This is a genomic window from Flavobacteriales bacterium, from assembly GCA_020635855.1.
Lineage (GTDB): Bacteria > Bacteroidota > Bacteroidia > JACJYZ01 > JACJYZ01 > JACJYZ01.
In genome coordinates this window covers 177,617-197,278 of sequence record JACJYZ010000002.1, presented here as the reverse complement: position 1 = coordinate 197,278, position 19,662 = coordinate 177,617, and the positions used below count along the sequence as shown (strand labels likewise).

The 19,662-nt window shown below is 51.8% G+C and carries 16 protein-coding genes and 1 tRNA gene; 14 read left to right on the top strand and 3 right to left on the bottom strand.

Annotated elements, in window-relative coordinates:
* Positions 1-11: 11 nt before the first annotated feature.
* From H6585_00800 to H6585_00760, 9 genes are all read left to right on the top strand, one after another.
* Positions 12-329: an antibiotic biosynthesis monooxygenase gene (locus H6585_00800; GenBank protein ID MCB9446864.1), complete on the top strand. Its 318-nt coding sequence runs from the start codon at positions 12-14 to the stop codon at positions 327-329.
* A gap of 151 nt (positions 330-480) precedes the next feature.
* Positions 481-555: transfer RNA gene (locus H6585_00795), tRNA-Val, on the top strand.
* A 297-nt stretch (positions 556-852) separates the two neighbouring features.
* Positions 853-1,290 (top strand): IS200/IS605 family transposase, encoded by a 438-nt coding sequence (gene tnpA / locus H6585_00790; GenBank protein ID MCB9446863.1) that lies wholly within the window; start codon positions 853-855, stop codon positions 1,288-1,290.
* A 552-nt stretch (positions 1,291-1,842) separates the two neighbouring features.
* Complete coding sequence (locus tag H6585_00785; GenBank protein ID MCB9446862.1) at positions 1,843-2,286, top strand: hypothetical protein; 444 nt, start codon at positions 1,843-1,845, stop codon at positions 2,284-2,286.
* A gap of 369 nt (positions 2,287-2,655) precedes the next feature.
* Positions 2,656-3,072, top strand: a complete 417-nt coding sequence (locus H6585_00780; GenBank protein ID MCB9446861.1) for a hypothetical protein — start codon at positions 2,656-2,658, stop codon at positions 3,070-3,072.
* 76 nt (positions 3,073-3,148) lie between these two features.
* Positions 3,149-5,482, top strand: a complete 2,334-nt coding sequence (locus H6585_00775; GenBank protein MCB9446860.1) for a TonB-dependent receptor — start codon at positions 3,149-3,151, stop codon at positions 5,480-5,482.
* A 39-nt stretch (positions 5,483-5,521) separates the two neighbouring features.
* The gene (locus tag H6585_00770; GenBank protein MCB9446859.1) at positions 5,522-6,754 is read left to right on the top strand and encodes an exo-alpha-sialidase; all 1,233 of its coding nucleotides are present in this window, start codon (positions 5,522-5,524) and stop codon (positions 6,752-6,754) included.
* Positions 6,755-7,086: 332 nt separating this feature from the next.
* Positions 7,087-8,595 carry a hypothetical protein gene (locus H6585_00765; GenBank protein MCB9446858.1) on the top strand — a complete coding sequence of 503 codons (1,509 nt, stop codon included), beginning with the start codon at positions 7,087-7,089 and terminating at the stop codon, positions 8,593-8,595.
* A gap of 153 nt (positions 8,596-8,748) precedes the next feature.
* Positions 8,749-11,565 (top strand): outer membrane beta-barrel protein, encoded by a 2,817-nt coding sequence (locus H6585_00760; protein ID MCB9446857.1) that lies wholly within the window; start codon positions 8,749-8,751, stop codon positions 11,563-11,565.
* A 99-nt stretch (positions 11,566-11,664) separates the two neighbouring features.
* On the opposite strand, the gene H6585_00755 is transcribed toward H6585_00760, so the two are convergent.
* On the bottom strand, positions 11,665-11,904 hold the full coding sequence (locus H6585_00755) for a hypothetical protein (protein MCB9446856.1): 240 nt from the start codon (positions 11,902-11,904) through the stop codon (positions 11,665-11,667).
* Between the two features lie 161 nt (positions 11,905-12,065).
* Here H6585_00755 and H6585_00750 point away from each other — a divergent pair, with 161 nt between their 5' ends.
* The 4 genes from H6585_00750 to H6585_00735 all read left to right on the top strand — a co-directional run bounded on the left by H6585_00750 (position 12,066) and on the right by H6585_00735 (position 16,299).
* Positions 12,066-12,758: a response regulator transcription factor gene (locus H6585_00750; protein MCB9446855.1), complete on the top strand. Its 693-nt coding sequence runs from the start codon at positions 12,066-12,068 to the stop codon at positions 12,756-12,758.
* 27 nt (positions 12,759-12,785) lie between these two features.
* Positions 12,786-13,229 (top strand): aminoacyl-tRNA hydrolase, encoded by a 444-nt coding sequence (gene arfB, locus H6585_00745; GenBank protein ID MCB9446854.1) that lies wholly within the window; start codon positions 12,786-12,788, stop codon positions 13,227-13,229.
* Positions 13,230-13,305: 76 nt separating this feature from the next.
* A complete protein-coding gene (gene ppk1, locus H6585_00740) occupies positions 13,306-15,393 on the top strand; it encodes a polyphosphate kinase 1 (protein MCB9446853.1) in 2,088 nt (695 codons plus the stop codon).
* Positions 15,394-15,399: 6 nt separating this feature from the next.
* Entirely contained in the window at positions 15,400-16,299 is a 900-nt protein-coding gene (locus H6585_00735) for an exopolyphosphatase (protein ID MCB9446852.1), read from the top strand.
* Here the strand turns inward: H6585_00735 and H6585_00730 are convergent, their stop codons facing one another.
* Positions 16,300-17,307 carry an acyl transferase gene (locus H6585_00730; GenBank protein ID MCB9446851.1) on the bottom strand — a complete coding sequence of 336 codons (1,008 nt, stop codon included), beginning with the start codon at positions 17,305-17,307 and terminating at the stop codon, positions 16,300-16,302.
* 89 nt (positions 17,308-17,396) lie between these two features.
* Between H6585_00730 and H6585_00725 the strand changes: the two genes are divergently transcribed.
* Positions 17,397-17,873, top strand: a complete 477-nt coding sequence (locus H6585_00725) for a hypothetical protein (GenBank protein ID MCB9446850.1) — start codon at positions 17,397-17,399, stop codon at positions 17,871-17,873.
* On the opposite strand, the gene H6585_00720 is transcribed toward H6585_00725, so the two are convergent.
* Entirely contained in the window at positions 17,874-19,562 is a 1,689-nt protein-coding gene (locus tag H6585_00720) for a Na/Pi cotransporter family protein (protein ID MCB9446849.1), read from the bottom strand. It abuts the gene before it with no gap.
* Positions 19,563-19,662: the final 100 nt, after the last annotated feature.

The window sequence follows — 19,662 nt, the reverse complement described above, 5'->3', positions numbered from 1 at the left end:
TCTCCACCGACATGATCGTCAACACACCTGCCCCACCCTACTACGCTGTGATCTTCACATCCCTTCGCACGGATGTAGACACCGACTACGCCGCCACCAACGATCACCTGCTGGAACTTGCGGGAGAGATTGACGGCTTCCTCGGCATGGAAGCGGCACGGGATGGCCTGGGCATCGCGGTGAGCTACTGGCGCGACCTGGAAGCGATTGACAAGTGGCGGAAGCACATGGACCACGGTGTGGCCAAACAACGAGGCCGCACGGAGTGGTACACGCACTACAAAATCCGCATCTGCAAGGTGGAATACGACCGTGAATTTTCAAAATGACAAAACTTGCGGAATTTGAATTTATATCTATATTTGCATCCCCTTATGGGAGCTTAGCTTTAGAAGCACAGAGCATCCCGCTTCAGGCGGGAGAGTCGCGGGTTCGAAGTCTGCTTCCAAAAAAATTAAAGTATCGTTCTATAACATATTTGGGAGCTTAGCTCAGCTGGTTCAGAGCATCTGCCTTACAAGCAGAGGGTCGGGGGTTCGAATCCCTCAGCTCCCACGGACAAATCAAAAAGCCACGCCCAAAGCGTGGTTTTTTTGTTGATACCTGTATCAAGCCAAGCTCTGCTTGAGCGCAGATATGGGTACCAACAAAAACCGGACTGGAAGGACGGACTTTTGATTTGCAGTTCTGAGACGCGAGGGATCACAAAGTAATCCCTCAGCTCCCACATTGATAACAAGAGGGCTGATTCATTTTTTGAATCAGCCTTTTTTATTGTCCCAATCGCTAGTTAAAACTATGCACTTTTAGTGCAAGACTTTCAGTTGCTACCCAGCTTCGTACATTTGGTGAATGGGTAATGAACAAAGACGAGGTAGCCATACGGTGTCTTGGCTGACGGCGCATGTGGTTTGGGTTACCAAATATAGATATGAGGTTTTGAAAGGCGATGTTCAAAAGCGTTGCCGTGACCTGATAAAGCAAATCTGTGATGCGGAGGATGTGAAAATCCTGAAAGGTGTTGTCAGCAAAGATCATGTTCATATGCACATAGAATACCCTCCATCTAAGAGCATCAGCAATATTGTAAAACGGTTGAAAGGAAGAACATCTCGCCGTCTACAGGAAGAATTTCCGGAGGTTGGGAAACGGTATTGGGGCCAACATTTCTGGGCGATAGGGTATGGAGTGTGGAGTACCGGAAACATCACAGATGACCTGGTTCAGGAATATCTTGAACATCACAGGGGCCCATCAAACAGTGACAACAATACCATTATCCTTGAATAAGAATTTCATTCGTCCCATGTTTCAACCTATGCACTTTTAGTGCATACGTGGTTTAGTACCCATGACCTACTACTTCTACATCCTCTACTCCAAAAAAGGAAGAAACGTATCGCTGAGAGCCGGAACCCAATGCCAACGGCATTGAATGTTTGTAGAAGATTGCACCGATAAGATGACGTGCGACCCCAACGGGGTCGTGCAATTTTCCTACGTTCCTGTTTGCTATAAACATTGAATCCCATTGGGATTCTTTCATTCATCATTGCGCCCAGCCCATCTTCTCAAGTTTGCCGTAGCTTGTAGGCGATGCAGTTAGGCGAAGGTTGCACCTTCGTCTTGCTATTCTGTAGCATCCGCTGCAGGAACCTGGCGGTTAGCGATTAGTTGTTCCGGTGTATGCCAATAACCAACAGCCAAGGGCTACCTTTCACAATATACATATACAAGAAACACGTATCTTGTATGTCTTATGTGGCAAAGGGCGTTTACAGTAACTGCAAGCTACGCGATAGACAGACGAAGGTGCAACCTTCGCCCAACCCACTGCCTGTCATGGCAGCAAGTTACAGGGAACGGGGGAATTTGCTGCCAAATTTTTTCCCTATACCTTCCCTCGAAACAAGTTCATTCTTCACACCTCGTCTTCCTATGAAAACGCCTATAACAACTGTTCTTTTGGCAATATTGGCATTGTTTTGTAGCACTTCCAAAGCACAGGTCAAAACCGGCGCTGATCATTTGATTGCCTCCCGTCGTTGTTTCAATGAATCCCTCGTGTTTGGCGCAAGTGGCTTTCTGCTTTCCCTAGCCTCTGCCTCCAGAGATGAAACAATGCTCATGAAGAAACCACTTCTCTATGCAGGAATTGGACTTGAAGTACTTTCCGCCGGATATTTATATACAACATTTTGGCACATCGGAGAGGCAGGTAAAGAAATGAAACGAGTGTCAGCGGCCATTTCTCCATACGGTTGTGTCTTACGACTAAGAATCTAGCTCAACATACTTTAATTACTTTACCAAGTCTTGTTTACATGCCTATAGGCATCCGCATATACCCAGATTGAATTAGGCAGTTATTTTTCCACCATATACTGCCGTCTTTACCGAAAGCTTAGCTCCTCCCTTCTTGCCTTATTCTTTCAGAATGGATAATCCCATACGGGAACCCAATGCCAACGGCATTGAATATTTATAGAAGATTGCACCGATAAGATGACGTGCGACCCCAACGGGGTCGTACAATTTTCCTATGTTCCTGTTTGCTATAAACATTGAATTCCGCTGGGATTCTTTCATTTATCGTTGCGCCCAGCCCATCTTCCCAAAAACCCATCCGACGAAACGCCCTCATCCATTTGCTGTATGCTCTTGCTGTTGCTCTTGCTGTACCCTACCTTTGCCCCCATGCTCATCAAGCGGATATGTGGCGTTGCACTGCTGTCGGTCTTCCTCTTCCAGACCTTCAGCCGCCTGGTGATCATGGTCGACTTCTACCTCAACCAGGATTATTTAGAGCAGGCCTTCTGTGTGAACAAAGACAAACCCCAGATGCACTGCCACGGAAAGTGCCACATGAAAAACATGCTGAAAAAGGAAGAAAAGAAGGAAACCTCACCCGCAAGTCCGTTCAAGGAAAAACGCGAAATCCAGCTCTTCTCCCAACGGAATGAACCAAACCATTTCGCAGACATCAACCGGGTCGGTAAAACCTTCACGCCTTACCGCCCCACCCACTCTCACCCGCATACCCGTGCGGTCTTCCACCCGCCCGCAGCCTGATCACATACACATTGTTTGTTCCGCCATCACGTGTGACGGAACCTGTTTATGTCATCAACATTTAGCTTGATTTACCATGAAATACATGACCATGGTAGGCGTGTTGCTGCTGTTCACCACACATGCATCCGCACAACATACCTACAGCGGGAAAGTATTTGATACCGAAACCCGCGAACCCCTGGCCGGTGTGAACATCACCGTACCCGGAACCACAACCGGTACCGTGACCGACCTCACCGGAACCTTTCAGCTGAACACCGAAAAATCAGCCGACAGCCTTCGGGCATCTTTTGTAGGCTATGCCACCCAAACCGTGAAAACAAACATCGGAAGCGGGATCCGCATAGGCCTCGATCCGTTCGTGCAGAACCTGCAGGCCGTAACCGTAACCGCCAGCCGCGACCAACAGCAGCGTAAAGACATCCCCGCCACCGTGAACCAACTGCCTGCGCAGGTGATCAACGAAACCAATGCCACCCAGTTTGCGCAATTGCTGAACAAGGTACCAGGATTGGTCATGCAGGACCTCAACAATGAACAGCATGCCATGAGCATCCGCCAGCCGATGAGCAAACGCCCGTACTTCCTTTACCTGGAAGACGGACTGCCCATCGCGCCCGTCGGCAACTTCAACCACAACCAGCTGATCGAAGTGAACATGCTCGGCATCCGCAACGTGGAGGTGATCAAGGGACCGGCCTCATCCATCTATGGCAGCAACGCCGTGGGTGGCGCCGTGAACTTCATCACCCAGTCGCCCACCGCTGTGCCCACGGCCACCATCGGAAGCCAGATGAACAACAGCGGCTACCGCCGGGTGGAGTTCTATGCCGGCAACTACATCACCCCGAAGTTCGGCCTCAGCATCGGTGGGTACATGGCCAACCAACGCGACAGCTGGCAGGCATACAGCGACCTCGACAAGCGTTCGATATCCGCCAAAGCCATCTACCACTTCAACCAGCACAACCACCTCACCGGGTATGTGACCTCCAACAACCTGGATACACAAACAGGCGGCAGCATCGACAGCGTTGGATTTTATTCAAGGCAATACCTCAGCAACAACGCTTTCTCCTACCGCAAGGTGAACGCCACCCGCGGGCGCATCACCCTGAACCATGAATGGGCCGGCAAAGCCACCACCGACGTATCCGCTTACTACGGTCAGAATGCGATCGGTCAGTTGCCCAGGTACCGCATCCGCAACGTGAACAAGTATGCCGCAAAAGGTGAGGAAAATGAAAACAGCTACCACAACTACGGATTGGTGGCGCAACACACGCAGCCGGTGAGCTGGCTTGCATCCAAACTGATCACAGGTGTGGCGGCAAACATCGCACCCAACGACTATTGGGCTACCTACCTGGATATCGGTCGGGATACCACAACCGGCTACTACACGGGCTTCACCCCACACCCAGATTCGCTGCTGGCCGATTACCGCACCAATCTGCTCGGCATCGGCGCCTATGCCCAGTTTGAAGCGAACCCCACGGAGAAACTCAAGGTGGTGGTCGGACTGCGTTACGACCAGCTCAGCTACGGCTATAACAACCACCTCTCCGCACAGGCGTATTCCGGTGTGCCGGACACGTCCATCACCAACGCCACGGTGTCGCCCAGGCTCGGACTTACCTACAGCCTCGGTGATCAGTCGGGCGTATATGCCAATTACAGCCACGGATTCGCGCCGCCCCAGGCATCCGACCTGTTCAACGGAACCAAGGTACCCACCCTGAAACCGGCTTCCTTCAACAGCTATGAAGCCGGCGGGTGGACGGCCCTCATGAAGGATAAACTCTACCTGGATGTTTGCATCTACCGGATGGAAGGCACCAATGAAATCATCTCTTTCCGCCTGCCCGACAACTCCACCGAAAACCGCAACTCCGGCAAAACCCTGCACCAGGGCATGGAATACAGCGTAACATGGAAACCGGCAACCGACGTGTTCCTGCGCATCGGAGGCAGCCAGGCCGTTCACAAATATGTGCGGTATGTTGTACAGGAAACCGCCGGCGGTGAGGTGGTCTCCTATGATGGAAAATACATGCCCGAAGCACCGGGTTTCATCGCCAATGCGGAAATCACCTGCAAGCCGAAAGCGGTGAAAGGCCTCCGTCTTTCACTGGAATGGCAAGGCATCGGTCCGTGGTACAAAAACGATGACAACACCAGCAGGTATGAAGACAAAACCCTGCTGATCCGCGGTGTGAGCCTGCTGAACCTGCGGGCCGGTTATGCCTTCAAAGGATTGGAGGTTTATGGAAACATCCTGAACCTGACCGACGAGTTGTTCGCCACCAGCGTCACACGCAGCAACAACAAAGACAGCTTTGCCGCCGGTGCGCCCAGGCTGGTCGTGCTCGGCTTCAAGTACACGATCACCGATGAAAAAGAATAAATGACACATACGGCCGGAAAGGCACACACAACTCCCACCATGAAATACGCCCTCACATTTTTATCCTGCACACTTCTCTTTGCATCCTGTCAGAACACCCAGGTGAACCCGGAGGATGTTCCGACAAACCCTGAATCGGTCGCCGTGGATTCATACCCATCCTCATGCCCATTCCTGACCAGGGATCCAAAAGGCAGGCCCGTACTCAGCTGGGTACGTCACCTCACCGACACAACCGCGGTGATGTGCTTCGCTATATCGGATGATGAAGACGATGCTTTCGGAAGCCCCGTGGTGGTGACACCCAGCACGGATGTACATCCGCACGGAGAGAACCTGCCCAAAATCATCTTCCGCCCCGACGGAAGCATCATTGCGATGTGGGGAAAGGCCAATCCGAGTCCGGCGAACAAGTACTGGGGACTGGTATCCTACGCCCAGTCGTGGGATAAGGGCAAGACATGGACCGAGGCCAAACCGTTGGTGCAAGACACCACCAGCCAGGACCAGCGCTATTTCGACATGGCCCTGCTGCCCAACGGTGAGGTGGCGACAATTTGGCTCGACAACCGCGAGGAAGTCAAAGCGGAAGGTTCCAGCTTATACTATGCGGTAACGGATGGACGAAAGGGATTTGCCAACGAAAAACCCATCGGCGCTTCGGTGTGTCCCTGCTGCCGGACCGACCTATATATAGATCCGCAGCACAACATCCATGTGGCGTACCGCGACATCATACAGGATTCGATCCGTGACATGGTGCATGCCGTGTCAACAGATAACGGTGCCACTTTCTCTGAAGCAAAGCGCATCAGCCCTGACAACTGGATCCTGAATGGTTGTCCGCACACCGGCCCTTCCATGGTTGCAACCGGAGACGTCCTTCATTTTGCCTGGTACACCGGTGGCGACCCGGCGGGTGTGTTCTATGCCCACTCCGAAGACGGGGGTGAAACATTCTCGGTACGCGACAGCGTGAGCGGTGTGGCATCATCCAAGCATCCACAGATCGCTGCCTTCGACAACGGCAACCTGATCATTGTTTGGGATGAGGTGGCGAAACAGGGCGAACACTTTGTGCCAAGGATCGGTTTGCAATTCAGAAACCCGCACGGAAACGTTCTGTACACCGAACACATCACCGAAGACGGGCCGGTGGCATTTCCAGTACTCCTGCCAAGGACCAATCAAACATTTGTACTTGCTTACACATACGGCACACCCGGATCAGAAAAGGTGAAGTACACTGTAAGGATGTATCCGAAGTGGTAAGCCCTTGTTTTTCTTTCTGAGAAGGTGACTTGCATGTAGCAACACCATCTGACAAATGCCACAAAGGGGCACTGCGCACATTCACAAATCAGTTCCAGCCGAACCTTTGTGTCTTTGTGCCTTAGTGGCAAAAAATCTCACCAACCGGCACATTCTTACTGCTTGAGGTGGCGCAATAGCGTTCATATTCAGGGCATACACGCGGTTGTGTTAACCCAACATAACCGCAAGGCGGAGATATCCTAAACCATCCGTAATGTCGATTTCACAATCAGGTAACATAGTGGCTATTCCTTTGCCCTCGTAACCTAAAACAAAATACCTCTAACAAGATGACAACACAAAAAGACAACACGAAGATGGTTTGGAAGGGACTGTCTTTGCTGTTTTTGGCAGCTGTACTGGTTACCTCCCAGGGCTGCTCAAAGAAAGAGGGTTGTACAGACCCCACTGCAAAAAACTACGATGCGGATGCTGAGAAAGATGATGGTTCCTGCGAAAAGGATGAGACCAGCACAGAAACTACCTTCACAGAAACCGTTGTTGGCAGCGATACGCTGGTAACCATTAAAGACAACGGAGAAGGTATCGGCACCATGACCCTTACCAAAAGCAAGACATGGATCCTGAACGGACTGGTGTTTGTGAACGAAGGACAAACACTGACCATTCAGGCCGGTACCGTGATCAAAGGTAAATCAGGTCAGGGTGAAAACGCCTCTGCACTGATCGTTGCACGCGGCGCCAAAATCAATGCCGTAGGTACAGCAGCCGATCCCATTATTTTCACAGCAGAATCGGACCAACTGAACGGCAACATCCCCACCTACACCCGTGGTTTGTGGGGCGGTGTGATCGTACTGGGTAAAGCCAAGCTGAATTCATCTCCCGGAGAAACAGCGGTAGAAGGTATTCCCACTACAGAGGCGCGCGGCCTTTACGGCGGTAGCGATGACACCGACAACTCAGGTACCATCAAATATGTATCCATCCGTCATGGTGGAACAGACATTGGCGAAGGCAACGAGATCAACGGTCTTACCCTTGGCGGTGTAGGCTCCGGAACCACCATCGATTACCTGGAAGTAATTGCCAACAATGACGATGGCATCGAATTCTTCGGGGGCACCGTGGGCGTGAAACACGCGGTACTCGCTTTCTGCGGTGACGACGGTTTTGATTACGACGAAGGTTTTCGTGGTAAAGGACAGTTCTGGGTAGTGATCCAGGAAACCAATGCCGGTGACCGCGGTGGTGAGCACGACGGCGGTACCGATCCTGAAGACGGCAGTCCTTATGCCCACCCGAAAATCTACAATGCTACTTATGTCGGAAAAGGCATCGCCGGTGGTAACCACTGTGTGACATTCCGTGACAATGCCGGTGGCGAATACCACAACAGCATTTTCGTAGGCTGGGGCAAAGGCATCGACGTTGAAAAACTGGCCAGCGGTGAAGATTCCTATGCACGCTTCGGTGCAGGTGAGTTGAAAATGGTTGGCAACGTATTCTATGATGTAGCCGTAGCCGGTACAGGCGCCACAGCTTCAGACCTCTTCAAAGTAACCCTGGGATCTGGTGCAACCGATGGCGGTGCACAGGCAGCCTGGGAAGCCAGCTTCGCCAGCAATAACAACAGCGTGGCCGATCCCGGTATCGTAACCACACTGACCGCCGGCAGCATGCTACTGGACCTGGTTCCTTCAAACACACTGCCTACCGGAACAGCTCCGAGTGACAGCTGGTTCACGGCAGTACAATACAAAGGCGCCTTCAAGAAAGGAACAACCGCCTGGATCAAAGGCTGGACCCTGATCGACGAAGACGGCTTCGTGAAATAGTGCTTCTTCATCATTACCAATTGCAGAACACCGCAGGGCACACCACCCTGCGGTGTTGCTGTTTGGGGGTACTTAACGTTTTGTTAACATTGGCCTAACCTACCGGCAACGGCATTGACCGAATTTTGTAACAAACAAAAAAGAAACATTGTGATGAAAGCAAAGCTGATCTTGCACGTTCTGGGAATCCTGATGGTATCACAGGTGGTTTATGCCCAGGAAGGAACCATCAGAGGTCGGGTCATCGACAGTTCTTCAAAGGAGTCGTTGTACGGTGCAGCCGTGTTTGTTGCCGGCACCACACAAGGCACATCAACCGATTTTGACGGAAAGTACACCCTTACCAACGTGCCTGCGGGAAAAGTCAAGCTGGTTTGCCAGTATATCTCTTACCAGGCCGATACCCAGGTTGTAGAAATCAAAGCCAACCAAACCAAGGAACTGAACTTCGGTCTTGGTCAGATGTCTTTCATGATCAATAATGTGAACATCACCGCCAAAGTCAACACCAAAACCGAAGGGTATGCCCGGGCACTTGAAAAGAAAGCCCCCACGGTAATGAACGTGCTGGGTGCCGAACAGATCGCCAAAGGCAGCGATGGCGACGCGGCTTCTGCATTGAAAAGGCTACCCGGTGCATCCGTAGAAGGCGGAAAATATGTATACGTCCGCGGCCTGAGTGATCGCTACAGCAAAACCACCCTGAACGGAGCCGAAATTCCTGGACTGGATCCCAACCGCAACTCGGTACAGGTAGATCTCTTCCCCACCAACCTCATTGAAAACATGAGTGTGGTGAAATCTTTCAGCCCGGATCTTCCCGGCAGCTTCACCGGCGGACTGGTGAACATCACCACCAAGGATTACCCGAGCCATTTCACCCTGCAGTACGGCGTGTCGCTCGGTTACAACCGCAACAGCAACCTCCGCAAGGACTTCCTCTCAGCCAACAAAGGCAAGACCGACTGGATGGGGTTTGACGACGGTACCCGCGCCATCCCCACAGCCATCGGCACCAAACCCGTTCCTGACCTTTACACAGACAACGACCTGCTGCAAACCATGACCCGGTCATTCAACAAAGAACTGACTCCCGTGCGCACACGCTCATTCCTGGACCAGGGTTATTCCTTCTCTATCGGCAACAAGGATTCCCTCTTCGGCAAAGAAATGGGCTACATCGCCGGCATTACTTATGGTCATGGCTACCAGATGTACCAGCACGGCGAAACCGGAAGGTACACACAAACAGGATCGGCCAACACCGTGGAAACCCTCAACAAGGAACTGTTGTTTGATGACACCAAAGGACAGGAAGAAGTAACCTGGGGTGCATTGGCCAGCATGTCGCTCCGGATGTCCGATAACGACAACATCGGCCTCATGGTGATGCGCAATCAGGACGGCATCAACTCCGCCCGTTACCTGGAAGGAGAAATCGCCAAAGATGCCAAAGGCCTTTACCAGCAAACCCGCACCCTCGGCTACAAAGAACGCAGCATCACCTCCGCCCAGCTCAAGGGCCAACACCTGTTGCAACACAATGCCGACGGTTTCAAAATGGACTGGCTTGCATCCTATACCCACTCCACCCAAATTGAACCCGATCTGCGCTTTGTGACCAACGATTACAGGATGACACAAACCGGACAGGACGCACCGGACACGTTGTTCTCATTGAATCCGTCCATTTACGGACCTCCCAGCCGATATTTCCGTGACCTCGAAGAAAACAACATCGACACGAAAGTGAATTTCGAATTGCCGGTCACCATCGCAGGACATGATGTGAAGTTCAAATCAGGATTATCGAATGTGCAGAAGCACCGCAACTTTGGCGAAAGACGCTTTGACTTCCGCTTTCAGGGCCTGAACTACCAGGGCGATATGGAGGCCTTCTTCGCGGATGAAAACATGGACCTGTCTACCACTTCCTTCGTATACATGCTGGATGCAAGCGAACGCCGCAACAGCTACATCGGTAACGAACGCGTAAGTGCAGCTTACGTGATGGGAGACGTGGAACTGAACAAATTCCGCATCATCACCGGACTCCGGTTCGAACAAACCAACATCGATGTAAAGAGCCTTAACCTGGACCTGCCCGCCGGCTACCTGAAAGGCAACGATCTGCTGCCCGCACTGAATGTGACCTACTTCCTGAAGAAAGACACCTCCAACCTTCGTTTTGCCTGCAGCCGCACATTGGCCCGACCCACTTTCCGTGAGCTGGCACCTTTCGCCTCGTTCGACTTCGTTGGCGACTATGTGATGGTGGGTAACCTGAACCTGGAAAGAACACTGGTCGACAACCTTGACCTGAGATGGGAACTTTATCCGAGCTCAGGTGAAGTGATCTCCTTCGGCGTTTTCGGAAAGCGTTTCCAGAACCCCATCGAACGCGCATTCAACCCTGTTTCCGCCAATCCCGAGCTGAACTACCGGAACGTGAAAGAAGCCATTGCCTACGGAGCTGAGGTGGAAGTCCGAAGGAACCTCTCCATGATCACACCTGCACTGAGCAACTTCAACATCGGCGGTAACCTCACCCTGGTGAAGTCTTCCGTGAGCATCGACAAACAGGAACTGGCCAACATTCGCGCCACCAACCCCAACCACCCGGATACCCGCGAGATGTTCGGACAAGCACCTTATGTAGTAAATGCAACCTTGGGTTATACCAATGATTCCACTGGCATCAGCGCCAACTTGAACTACAACGTATCGGGTCCGCGACTGGCAGTGATCGTTGTGGGCGGAACGCCGAACGTATATGAACAACCGGCCGGACAACTCGACTTCAACCTCTCCAAGAAAATCGGTAAGAAGATTTCCGTGAAGCTGGACGTCAAGAACATCCTGAATCCAGTGTTTCAGCAAACACAAACCTTCAAGGGAACCGACTACGTGTTCCAATCCTATAGGAAAGGCCTTGCATTCAAAGTCGGATTCAAATGCCTGATCCAGTAAGGCAGGTTCATTCCGAATGATCGTTGATTGAAATAAAAAGCCCCGTGTAATGCGGGGCTTATGTTTTGGGGAAAAGGTTCAAGTAAAAGGATCCGGAATTCACTTGTTTCCGTATTCCGAATCCCGGATGGCGGTGCCGTTGTCAATAATGGCATAGTCTTCAATCCCTTCATCCTGAAAGGATACATGGGACAGACCATTGTCCATCTGGTACTGGGAAAATCCCGCACCGGACAAACCGTCATCATCTTCATCACCGGCATCCAATCCAGACGCGACCGGGGCCGGTTCACCCGGGGAGAAAAACCGGGCTAAGTCGTCATTTTCTAAAAAAAGCATAATTCACTCTTATTGGTTTATGCAAAATTAAAGGGTTCGGGAGCCCCGGATGTTAAGCGGCTATTATGCTTTTGGCAATTCATCAACTTAACATCTCTGTAACAAAGGCTTTACATTGAGTTGATGCCCCGATTTTACATTCGCATCACAAACAAAATACGATGGGAACAGGCATACGCAACAAAATTCTACTGGTGGATGACGACCCCGATATCCGGACATTTCTCGGATACAACCTCCGAAAGGAAGGTTTCGTTGTGGCCGAAGCTGCATCAGGTGTGGAAGCACTCAAAGCCGCCCGATCCACCAAACCCGACCTCGTTATTCTGGACATCATGATGCCGGAAATGGATGGCGTGGAAACGTGTGTTCAACTCCGTGCCATCGATGAACTGGAACAACCCATTATCATCTTCCTGACGGCAAGGAATGAAGACTACTCACAAATAGCTGCCCTTGATGCCGGCGGTGACGACTATGTGACCAAACCGATCAAACCCCGGGTACTAATCAGCCGCATCCAGGCGCTTCTCCGAAGGGTTCATCAACCCGTGCATACCAACGGGCACACGATCCATGAAGGTGAAGAACCCGTTCTGAATGCAGATCGGTATACCGTGCAACATGCGGGCGAAGAATACAACCTGCCCAAAAAGGAATTTGAACTGCTTTCCCTCCTGATGTCGAAACCGGGCAAGGTGTTCACGCGCGGGTTCATCATGTCGCAGATCTGGGGAGAAGAAGTCTTCATCAGTGACCGCACCATTGATGTACATATCCGGAAACTGAGGAAGAAAGTAGGTAAGGATAAGATCCGGACGATCAAGGGCATCGGCTACACCTTCGGCAAATAAGGCCGGGAATAAGTAATTTGCAGGGTTATGACCCCGCAAACCCAAATAGACCCGAACGTTTTTTCGGTATTGAAGGAGATCCGGTACCGGACGAGCCGGAGCAGAGGCCCGGGCGGTCAGCATGTGAACAAAACGGAAAGCCGCGTGGAGCTTTGCTGGGATACTGCCACATCCGCCTGCTTCACCGCCGATCAGCTCAACCGGATCAAAAGAAAGCTGAAAACCCACATCCATGAGAACGGCATGTTTGTGATGGCATGTGAAGCACACCGTTCGCAACGGAAGAACAAAGAAACGGTCACCGCAAAGTTTCTGGAAATGATCCGGAAAGCGCTGATCAAACCAAAGAAAAGAATTCCGACACACACACCGATGAATGTGATCCGAAAACGAAAAGAAGAAAAGCAAAAAGCCTCTTTACGGAAACAATCCCGAAAGGCTGACAAAACGAACAAAACAGACACGCCATAAAATATCCGCTATCTGCCTCCGTAAAACTTGCCTACCTTTGACACACCTCCAAGCATCCCACTGACCCGGCATTTTCATGAAGTCCGCATCCAAAGCAAAATCCGTTAGCCACGCAGGCAAACTCCCTCCGTTGGTGAACAGGGAAATCAGCTGGCTGTCTTTCAACCGAAGGGTATTACAGGAAGCCGAGGACACCAGTGTGCCGGTGATCGAGCGCATGCGCTTTCTTGGGATTTTCTCCAACAACCTCGACGAGTTCTTCCGGGTGCGGGTAGCCACCGTCAGGCGCATGGTAACCCTGGGCAAAACCGACAAAGATTACGTGGGTCCAAAACCCAAGAAACTGCTGTCGGAAATTCAAACCGTGGTATTGTCCCTTCAGGAACGTTTCGGTCAGATATACAACCAACTTCTGGACGAACTGAAGAACGATCACATTTTCATGCTCACGGAAAAAGACCTGACTCCATCGCAGGGGCAATGGGTCAAAAGTTATTTCCAGGAAACAATCCGCCCGGCATTGACCCCCCTGATGCTGGACCACAAGCAACCGTTCCCGTACCTGCGTGACCGTACCATCTACCTCGCTGTATGCATGACCACCGCAGCAGGCAAGCACAAACTGGCTTTGATCGACCTGCCAACGCGGGTACTCCCCAGGTTCATCCAGCTGCCCAGAAGCGAGAACAACCAGTACATCATGCTCCTCGACGATGTGATCCGGTACTGCCTCGATGAAATGTTCTCCATCTTCCGCTACCAGGCCATCGAGGCATTCACCATCAAAATCACACGCGACGCAGAACTCGATATCGACCATGACATCTCCAAAAGCTTCCTGGAGAAAATGTCGAAAAGCCTGAAGCAACGCACCCGGGGAGATGCCGTTCGCTTTGTGTACGACCGAACATTGCCCGAACACTTCCTGGAGCATTTCAAGAAGAAAATGAAGCTGACCGATAACGACACCGTTATCCCGGGAGGCCGTTACCACAACTTCCGCGACTTCATGAAATTCCCCAACCCGGGAAAGAAGCTCATGGAATACAAAGCACTGAGACCTTTGCTTCATCGTGACCTGGAAGGACAGAACAGTGTGTTGAATGTGATCTCCAAGAAAGACGTACTGCTGCACTTCCCGTTCCAGTCATTCGGCCACATGATTGACCTGCTGCGGGAAGCAGCCATCGACCCGAAAGTGGTATCCATCCAGATTGCCACGTACCGGCTGGCCAAGAACAGCCACATCATCAACGCCCTGGCCAACGCCGCCCGGAACGGAAAGAAAGTAACCGTGATCATGGAACTCCAGGCACGTTTCGACGAAGAGGCCAACATCCGCTGGTCAAACATGCTGCAGGAAGAAGGCGTGAATGTGATGTTCAGCAGTCCGGGTCTGAAGGTACACTCCAAAATTTGCCTCATTACCCGCAAACAAGGACATGAGCATAAGTTGTATGCAACCGTCGGCACCGGAAACTTCAACGAAGTTACCGCCAGGGTATACTCCGACCACACCCTCATGACCAGTGACCCGAGGATCACCGAAGAGGTGCGCCAGGTATTCTACTTCCTGGAAAACAACTATAAGACCTTTCATCCGGAGCACCTGCTCGTATCGCCGTTTTCCACCCGGAAATCCATCATCCACCTGATCAGCCAGGAGATCAAACACGCAAAGGCAAAGAAGCCTGCATACATCATTCTCAAACTGAACAACCTTGTGGATACGGACATCATCCGGAAGCTGTATGCCGCCAGCCAGGCAGGCGTCAAGATCCAGCTGATCATACGCGGCGTATGTGCCCTTCAGGCCGGTGTGAAAGGATACAGCGAAAACATCAAAGCGATCAGCATTGTGGACCAATTCCTGGAACACTCCCGGGTATACATTTTCGGGAATGGTGGCCAGGAAAAAATTTTCATTTCTTCGGCAGACATGATGAAACGCAACCTCGACCACCGGGTGGAAGTCACCTGTCCGGTTTACGATCCCGCGCTGCAACAGGAATTGAAGGACATGATCCGCATCCAGCTTGAAGACAATGTCAAAGCCCGTATCCTGGATCCGCAGCAACGAAACAGATACGTTCAACACAGCGAAACCGCCTCCGTTCGGTCCCAGTTACATTTTTATCATTATCTTAAAGGGTCCAAATCGTAGTAAAGAATGTTGAAGATTCATCCGATCGCAGCCATTGACATAGGCTCGAACGCGATCCGCTTGCTGATTTCCCATGTCATCGAAGATTCCGATACCGTTCATTTTCGCAAAGCTTCACTCATAAGGGTTCCCGTTCGCCTCGGGCACGATGTATTCATCCACGGATCCATCCGTGAAGAAAAGATCAACAAACTGATCACCAGCTGCAAGGCCTTTTACAACCTAATGCAGGCATATGACGTGGAACAGTTCCGTGCGTGCGCCACATCAGCCATGCGGGAAGCTGCCAATTCAAGGGAGATCCTGGATCGCATCAAGCGGGAAGCAGGCATTGACGTGGAGGTAATCACCGGCGAAGAAGAAGCCCAGATCATCTATTCCACCCACATCGAACGCCTGCTTGAAAAAGACAAACCATCCATGTACGTGGATATCGGCGGCGGCAGCACCGAGATCACTTTTTTCAAAGGGCTGGATGTAAAAGCCTCCCGTTCATTCAATTTAGGCACGGTGCGCATGCTGGATGAAAAGGTGGATCCGGGTTTGATGGATGACCTCAAGTCATGGCTTCAGAAAAATTCCGCAGGCATCAAAGGCTTGCAAACCATCGGATCGGGTGGCACCATCAACAAAATTTCCAAAATGATTCCCACCCGGAAAAAGGACGGACAGATATTCAGTTACCATCAGTTCCGTGAAGTATATAACCTACTGAAAGACCTTTCTGTTGATGAGCGGATCACACGCACGGGCTTGGGTCCGGACCGCGCCGATGTGGTTATACCCGCAGCACAGATCATGTTATCGGTCATGAAATGGTCGGGCAGCAAATCGGTGATGGTTCCTAAGTTCGGACTGGCAGACGGCATGGTGCGTCTGTTGTTCGAACAGCGTGTCAACGCCTGATCAACCCGTATACATCAGGCTGCATCCCCGCACCTCGCTGGCATCCATCCGGCCCAGCACTTCAAAGCCCCCGTCAGGCAACAAACGTCCCACATCATCCGTCGCGATGAATGCACAGGTATCCAGGTTAGCCAGGTCAATCACATTGATGGCACCAGCTTTGCCGGTACGACACCACGCAAACGGGTCATCCTGTTCACGCACCATCACGTGCATCCAGGGCGGCGTGCGAAACACCCCTTGCCCGGTGGCATAGGCCTGGGAGAATAATTCCGTCATTCCGTACTCAGCGTGCACCGACTGCACCCCAAAAGCTTCTTTCAGTCGATGATGCAAGTCTTCCCGCACCAGTTCCACCTGGCGACCTTTCATACCGCCGGTCTCCACCAGCGTTGTATGTGCCAGTTGCATCGGATGCTGTTCAGCCAGATCAAGCAGGGCGAATGCCACACCGATCAGCCATACGGGCTGGCCTTCTTTTTCAAGAACAGCAAGCGCTTGTGCCAGTCCGGCGAGATCGTTTCCGAAGAACTTGCTTTGCGGGTGTCCACCCTGCTGCATCAGTCCGTTCACCATATACACCAGCGAAGAGTTACCACGCTCCAGGTAGGAAGGCAGCAGGGCCAGGATACAGTACCGGCCGGGGTCGCCGTAGAACTGCTCAAAGGTTTTGAGGAAACTGGTTTCGTACAACAACGGATCGGCCACGGCATGCCGGGAAGGCACCTGTCCGGTGGTGGAGCTGCTTTCAAAATAAAGTTGCGGTTCGAAGCTGCCGCACTGCACCTGGTGGGTTTTGAAGAATGAGATAGGCAAAAACGGAATCTGCTCGATGCGGTTCACGCGTGTGGTGTCTATGCCCAGGAGGCGGATGTACTGGGCGTAGAGCGCATTGGCCGATGCCTGGTATCGGAATACCGCCAGGGCAATGGCTTCAAATCCGTCCGGTGGGAGGTTGAAGACCAGGTGGCGAAGTTCTTCCGGGGAATATGAGGATCTCAGGGGCATGGTAGCTCAGGCTGCAAATGTACGAACCGCTGCGGGTGCGGTCCGCACGTCATCATAATATTTCGTAGCTTTAGGGGTTAAATGTAATCATGACGAAGGGGTTCCAAATAGCCGTTGTGGCCGGCGTGTTCGGGTTTGCCTCCTGCATCAAACCGAAGCAGTGCGATCCGACACCCAGCATCCAGTTCTCCGATTTCACCATCCTGGGAGACTCCGCCATCCTGGAATTCACCTTTGAAGACGGCGACGGCGACATTGGCCTGAAGGAGGGAGATACCGCCAAACCGTTCGACTTCAACCTGTACATGTCGTATTTTGAGAAGGTGAACGGCAAGTTTGTGAACATGGATTCCACACTGGCCATTCCTTTCCGCTTCCGGATCCCCTACCTTGAATCCGAGAATTCCGACCGTTGCCTGAGCGGAAACGTAAGTGTGGACATCACACCGATCTACAGGAACTCTTCTTCCCCGTACAGCGATACGATCAAATATTCGTTTTATCTGCTGGACCGTGCGCTGCGGAAAAGCAATGTGGCGGAGACCACGGAAATCATATCTCCCTGATTACTTCATCCCCATCAATGCCTCGGTGACATTGAACACGTGGTCTCCCATTTTCTCGAGGGACGCGTAAAGGTCGTTGTAGATGATGCCGCTGCGGAAATTGTATTCCCCTTTCTCCAGATCCTCCAGGTGCAGTTTGCGTAGCTGATCACGCAGGCGGTTGACGGCTATTTCGGCCTCATCGGCCTTGGTGAGTTTGATTTGCTCAAAGGGTTTTTCCAGGTTTTCGTTCATCACCACAAGGGCGTGGCGAACAAGTGCCAGCATTTCATCCAGGTGATCCCGTTGAGCAGGAGTAAACCATACCTTGTCCTGATGTTTTCGCTCTACCCACAAGGCCATTTGATAAACGATATCACCCACCCTTTCAAGGTCATTCACAACGCTCAGCATCCCACGTATACGGATGGAACTCTCCCGGCTGAGTTCACCCTGGGAAATGTTGCTCAGGTAGTCGGCCACCTCCACTTCGATGCGGTCGGTGATGTTCTCGTATTTCTGGATGCGTGTGAGTTGCCGGTTGAATTCCTTGTCGTTGGTTTCCCGCATCAGAGGCGGCAGCATGTCCAACATGCGCATCGTGAGCTGCCCGAACTTGGCAATTTCCTTTTTGGCTTCGAGGATGGATAATTCCGGTGTGGTCATGAGTCCGGACTCCAGGTACTCGAGTTTGTATTTCTCGTCCACATCTCCGCGGGAAGGCACCATTTTCACCACCAACTTCACCAGTTGCGGCACGAACCACACCAGCAACAGCACGTTGGACATATTGAATGCGGAGTGGAAGACCGCCAGTCCGGTGGGAATGGCATGGCTATCCGTGAATGGGGATCCCCATCCCATGTCAATCATAAAGTCATTGATTTTCGCCAGGTAAAACTTGTGTGCGAAGATCATCCAGCTCACCCCGATGATGTTGAACATGGAGTGGATGCGTGCAGAGCGTTTGGCATGCACGTTTCCTACAAAAGCAGCGATCTCGGCGGTGATGGTGGTGCCGATGTTTTCACCCAGGATCATGGGCGCCGCGATCTGGAACGGAATCCAACCCTGGAAACACATGGTTTGGGTCAGTGTCATGGCGGCGCTGGACGACTGCACCACGATGGTCAGAACCGTGCCCACACCAATGAACAGGAGGGTGGATAGGATGCCCATGTTGGAGTAATCGGCCAGGAACTGCAGCACTTCCGGGTTGTTCTTGATATCGGGTACAGAATCCTTCAACGCTTCCAGGCCCATGAACAACAAAGCAAACCCGATCAGGAATTCGCCCCAGAAACGCCAATTGCCCCGCTTGCTGAAAATCATGGGAAAGCCTACGGCGATGATGGGCAGTGCCAGTGCAACTACCTCGAATTTGAAACCGAGCTGGGCCACGATCCATCCGGTGATGGTGGTACCCACATTGGCACCCATCATGATACCGGCCGACTCCACCAAAGAAAGAAGTCCGGCATTTACAAAACTCACGGTCATCACCGTGGTAGCGGAAGATGACTGCACAAGACAGGTGATGATAAAACCTGTGAACACGCCCAGGAAGCGGTTCTTCGTCATTGTACCCAGGATCTGCCGCATTTTTGTGCCTGCGGCATGCTGCAGCCCTTCACTCATCACCTTCATGCCATAGATGAAGAATCCGAGCGCACCAATCAATCGCAACAACTCAACAATACCGAAGTTCATAAGCCTATTGAATAATAATAATAAGGCGGGGAAAATAGGCAGAAGTTCTCTATAAGCGGTGAGGTTCCTGGTGGATTTATTAACATTACGTTAACATTAG

What these genes read in the sequence shown, in the direction of transcription:
- H6585_00730 (MCB9446851.1), bottom strand. Translation starts at nt 17,307, where the DNA reads ATGCCCCTGAGATCCTCATATTCCCCGGAAGAACTTCGCCACCTGGTC.
- ppk1 (MCB9446853.1), top strand. Translation starts at nt 13,306, where the DNA reads ATGAAGTCCGCATCCAAAGCAAAATCCGTTAGCCACGCAGGCAAACTC.
- H6585_00775 (MCB9446860.1), top strand. Translation starts at nt 3,149, where the DNA reads ATGAAATACATGACCATGGTAGGCGTGTTGCTGCTGTTCACCACACAT.
- H6585_00755 (MCB9446856.1), bottom strand. Translation starts at nt 11,904, where the DNA reads ATGCTTTTTTTAGAAAATGACGACTTAGCCCGGTTTTTCTCCCCGGGT.
- H6585_00770 (MCB9446859.1), top strand. Translation starts at nt 5,522, where the DNA reads ATGAAATACGCCCTCACATTTTTATCCTGCACACTTCTCTTTGCATCC.
- H6585_00800 (MCB9446864.1), top strand. Translation starts at nt 12, where the DNA reads ATGATCGTCAACACACCTGCCCCACCCTACTACGCTGTGATCTTCACA.
- H6585_00750 (MCB9446855.1), top strand. Translation starts at nt 12,066, where the DNA reads ATGGGAACAGGCATACGCAACAAAATTCTACTGGTGGATGACGACCCC.
- H6585_00780 (MCB9446861.1), top strand. Translation starts at nt 2,656, where the DNA reads ATGCTCTTGCTGTTGCTCTTGCTGTACCCTACCTTTGCCCCCATGCTC.
- H6585_00720 (MCB9446849.1), bottom strand. Translation starts at nt 19,562, where the DNA reads ATGAACTTCGGTATTGTTGAGTTGTTGCGATTGATTGGTGCGCTCGGA.
- H6585_00785 (MCB9446862.1), top strand. Translation starts at nt 1,843, where the DNA reads ATGGCAGCAAGTTACAGGGAACGGGGGAATTTGCTGCCAAATTTTTTC.
- H6585_00725 (MCB9446850.1), top strand. Translation starts at nt 17,397, where the DNA reads ATGACGAAGGGGTTCCAAATAGCCGTTGTGGCCGGCGTGTTCGGGTTT.
- H6585_00735 (MCB9446852.1), top strand. Translation starts at nt 15,400, where the DNA reads ATGTTGAAGATTCATCCGATCGCAGCCATTGACATAGGCTCGAACGCG.
- tnpA (MCB9446863.1), top strand. Translation starts at nt 853, where the DNA reads ATGGGTAATGAACAAAGACGAGGTAGCCATACGGTGTCTTGGCTGACG.
- H6585_00760 (MCB9446857.1), top strand. Translation starts at nt 8,749, where the DNA reads ATGAAAGCAAAGCTGATCTTGCACGTTCTGGGAATCCTGATGGTATCA.
- arfB (MCB9446854.1), top strand. Translation starts at nt 12,786, where the DNA reads ATGACCCCGCAAACCCAAATAGACCCGAACGTTTTTTCGGTATTGAAG.
- H6585_00765 (MCB9446858.1), top strand. Translation starts at nt 7,087, where the DNA reads ATGACAACACAAAAAGACAACACGAAGATGGTTTGGAAGGGACTGTCT.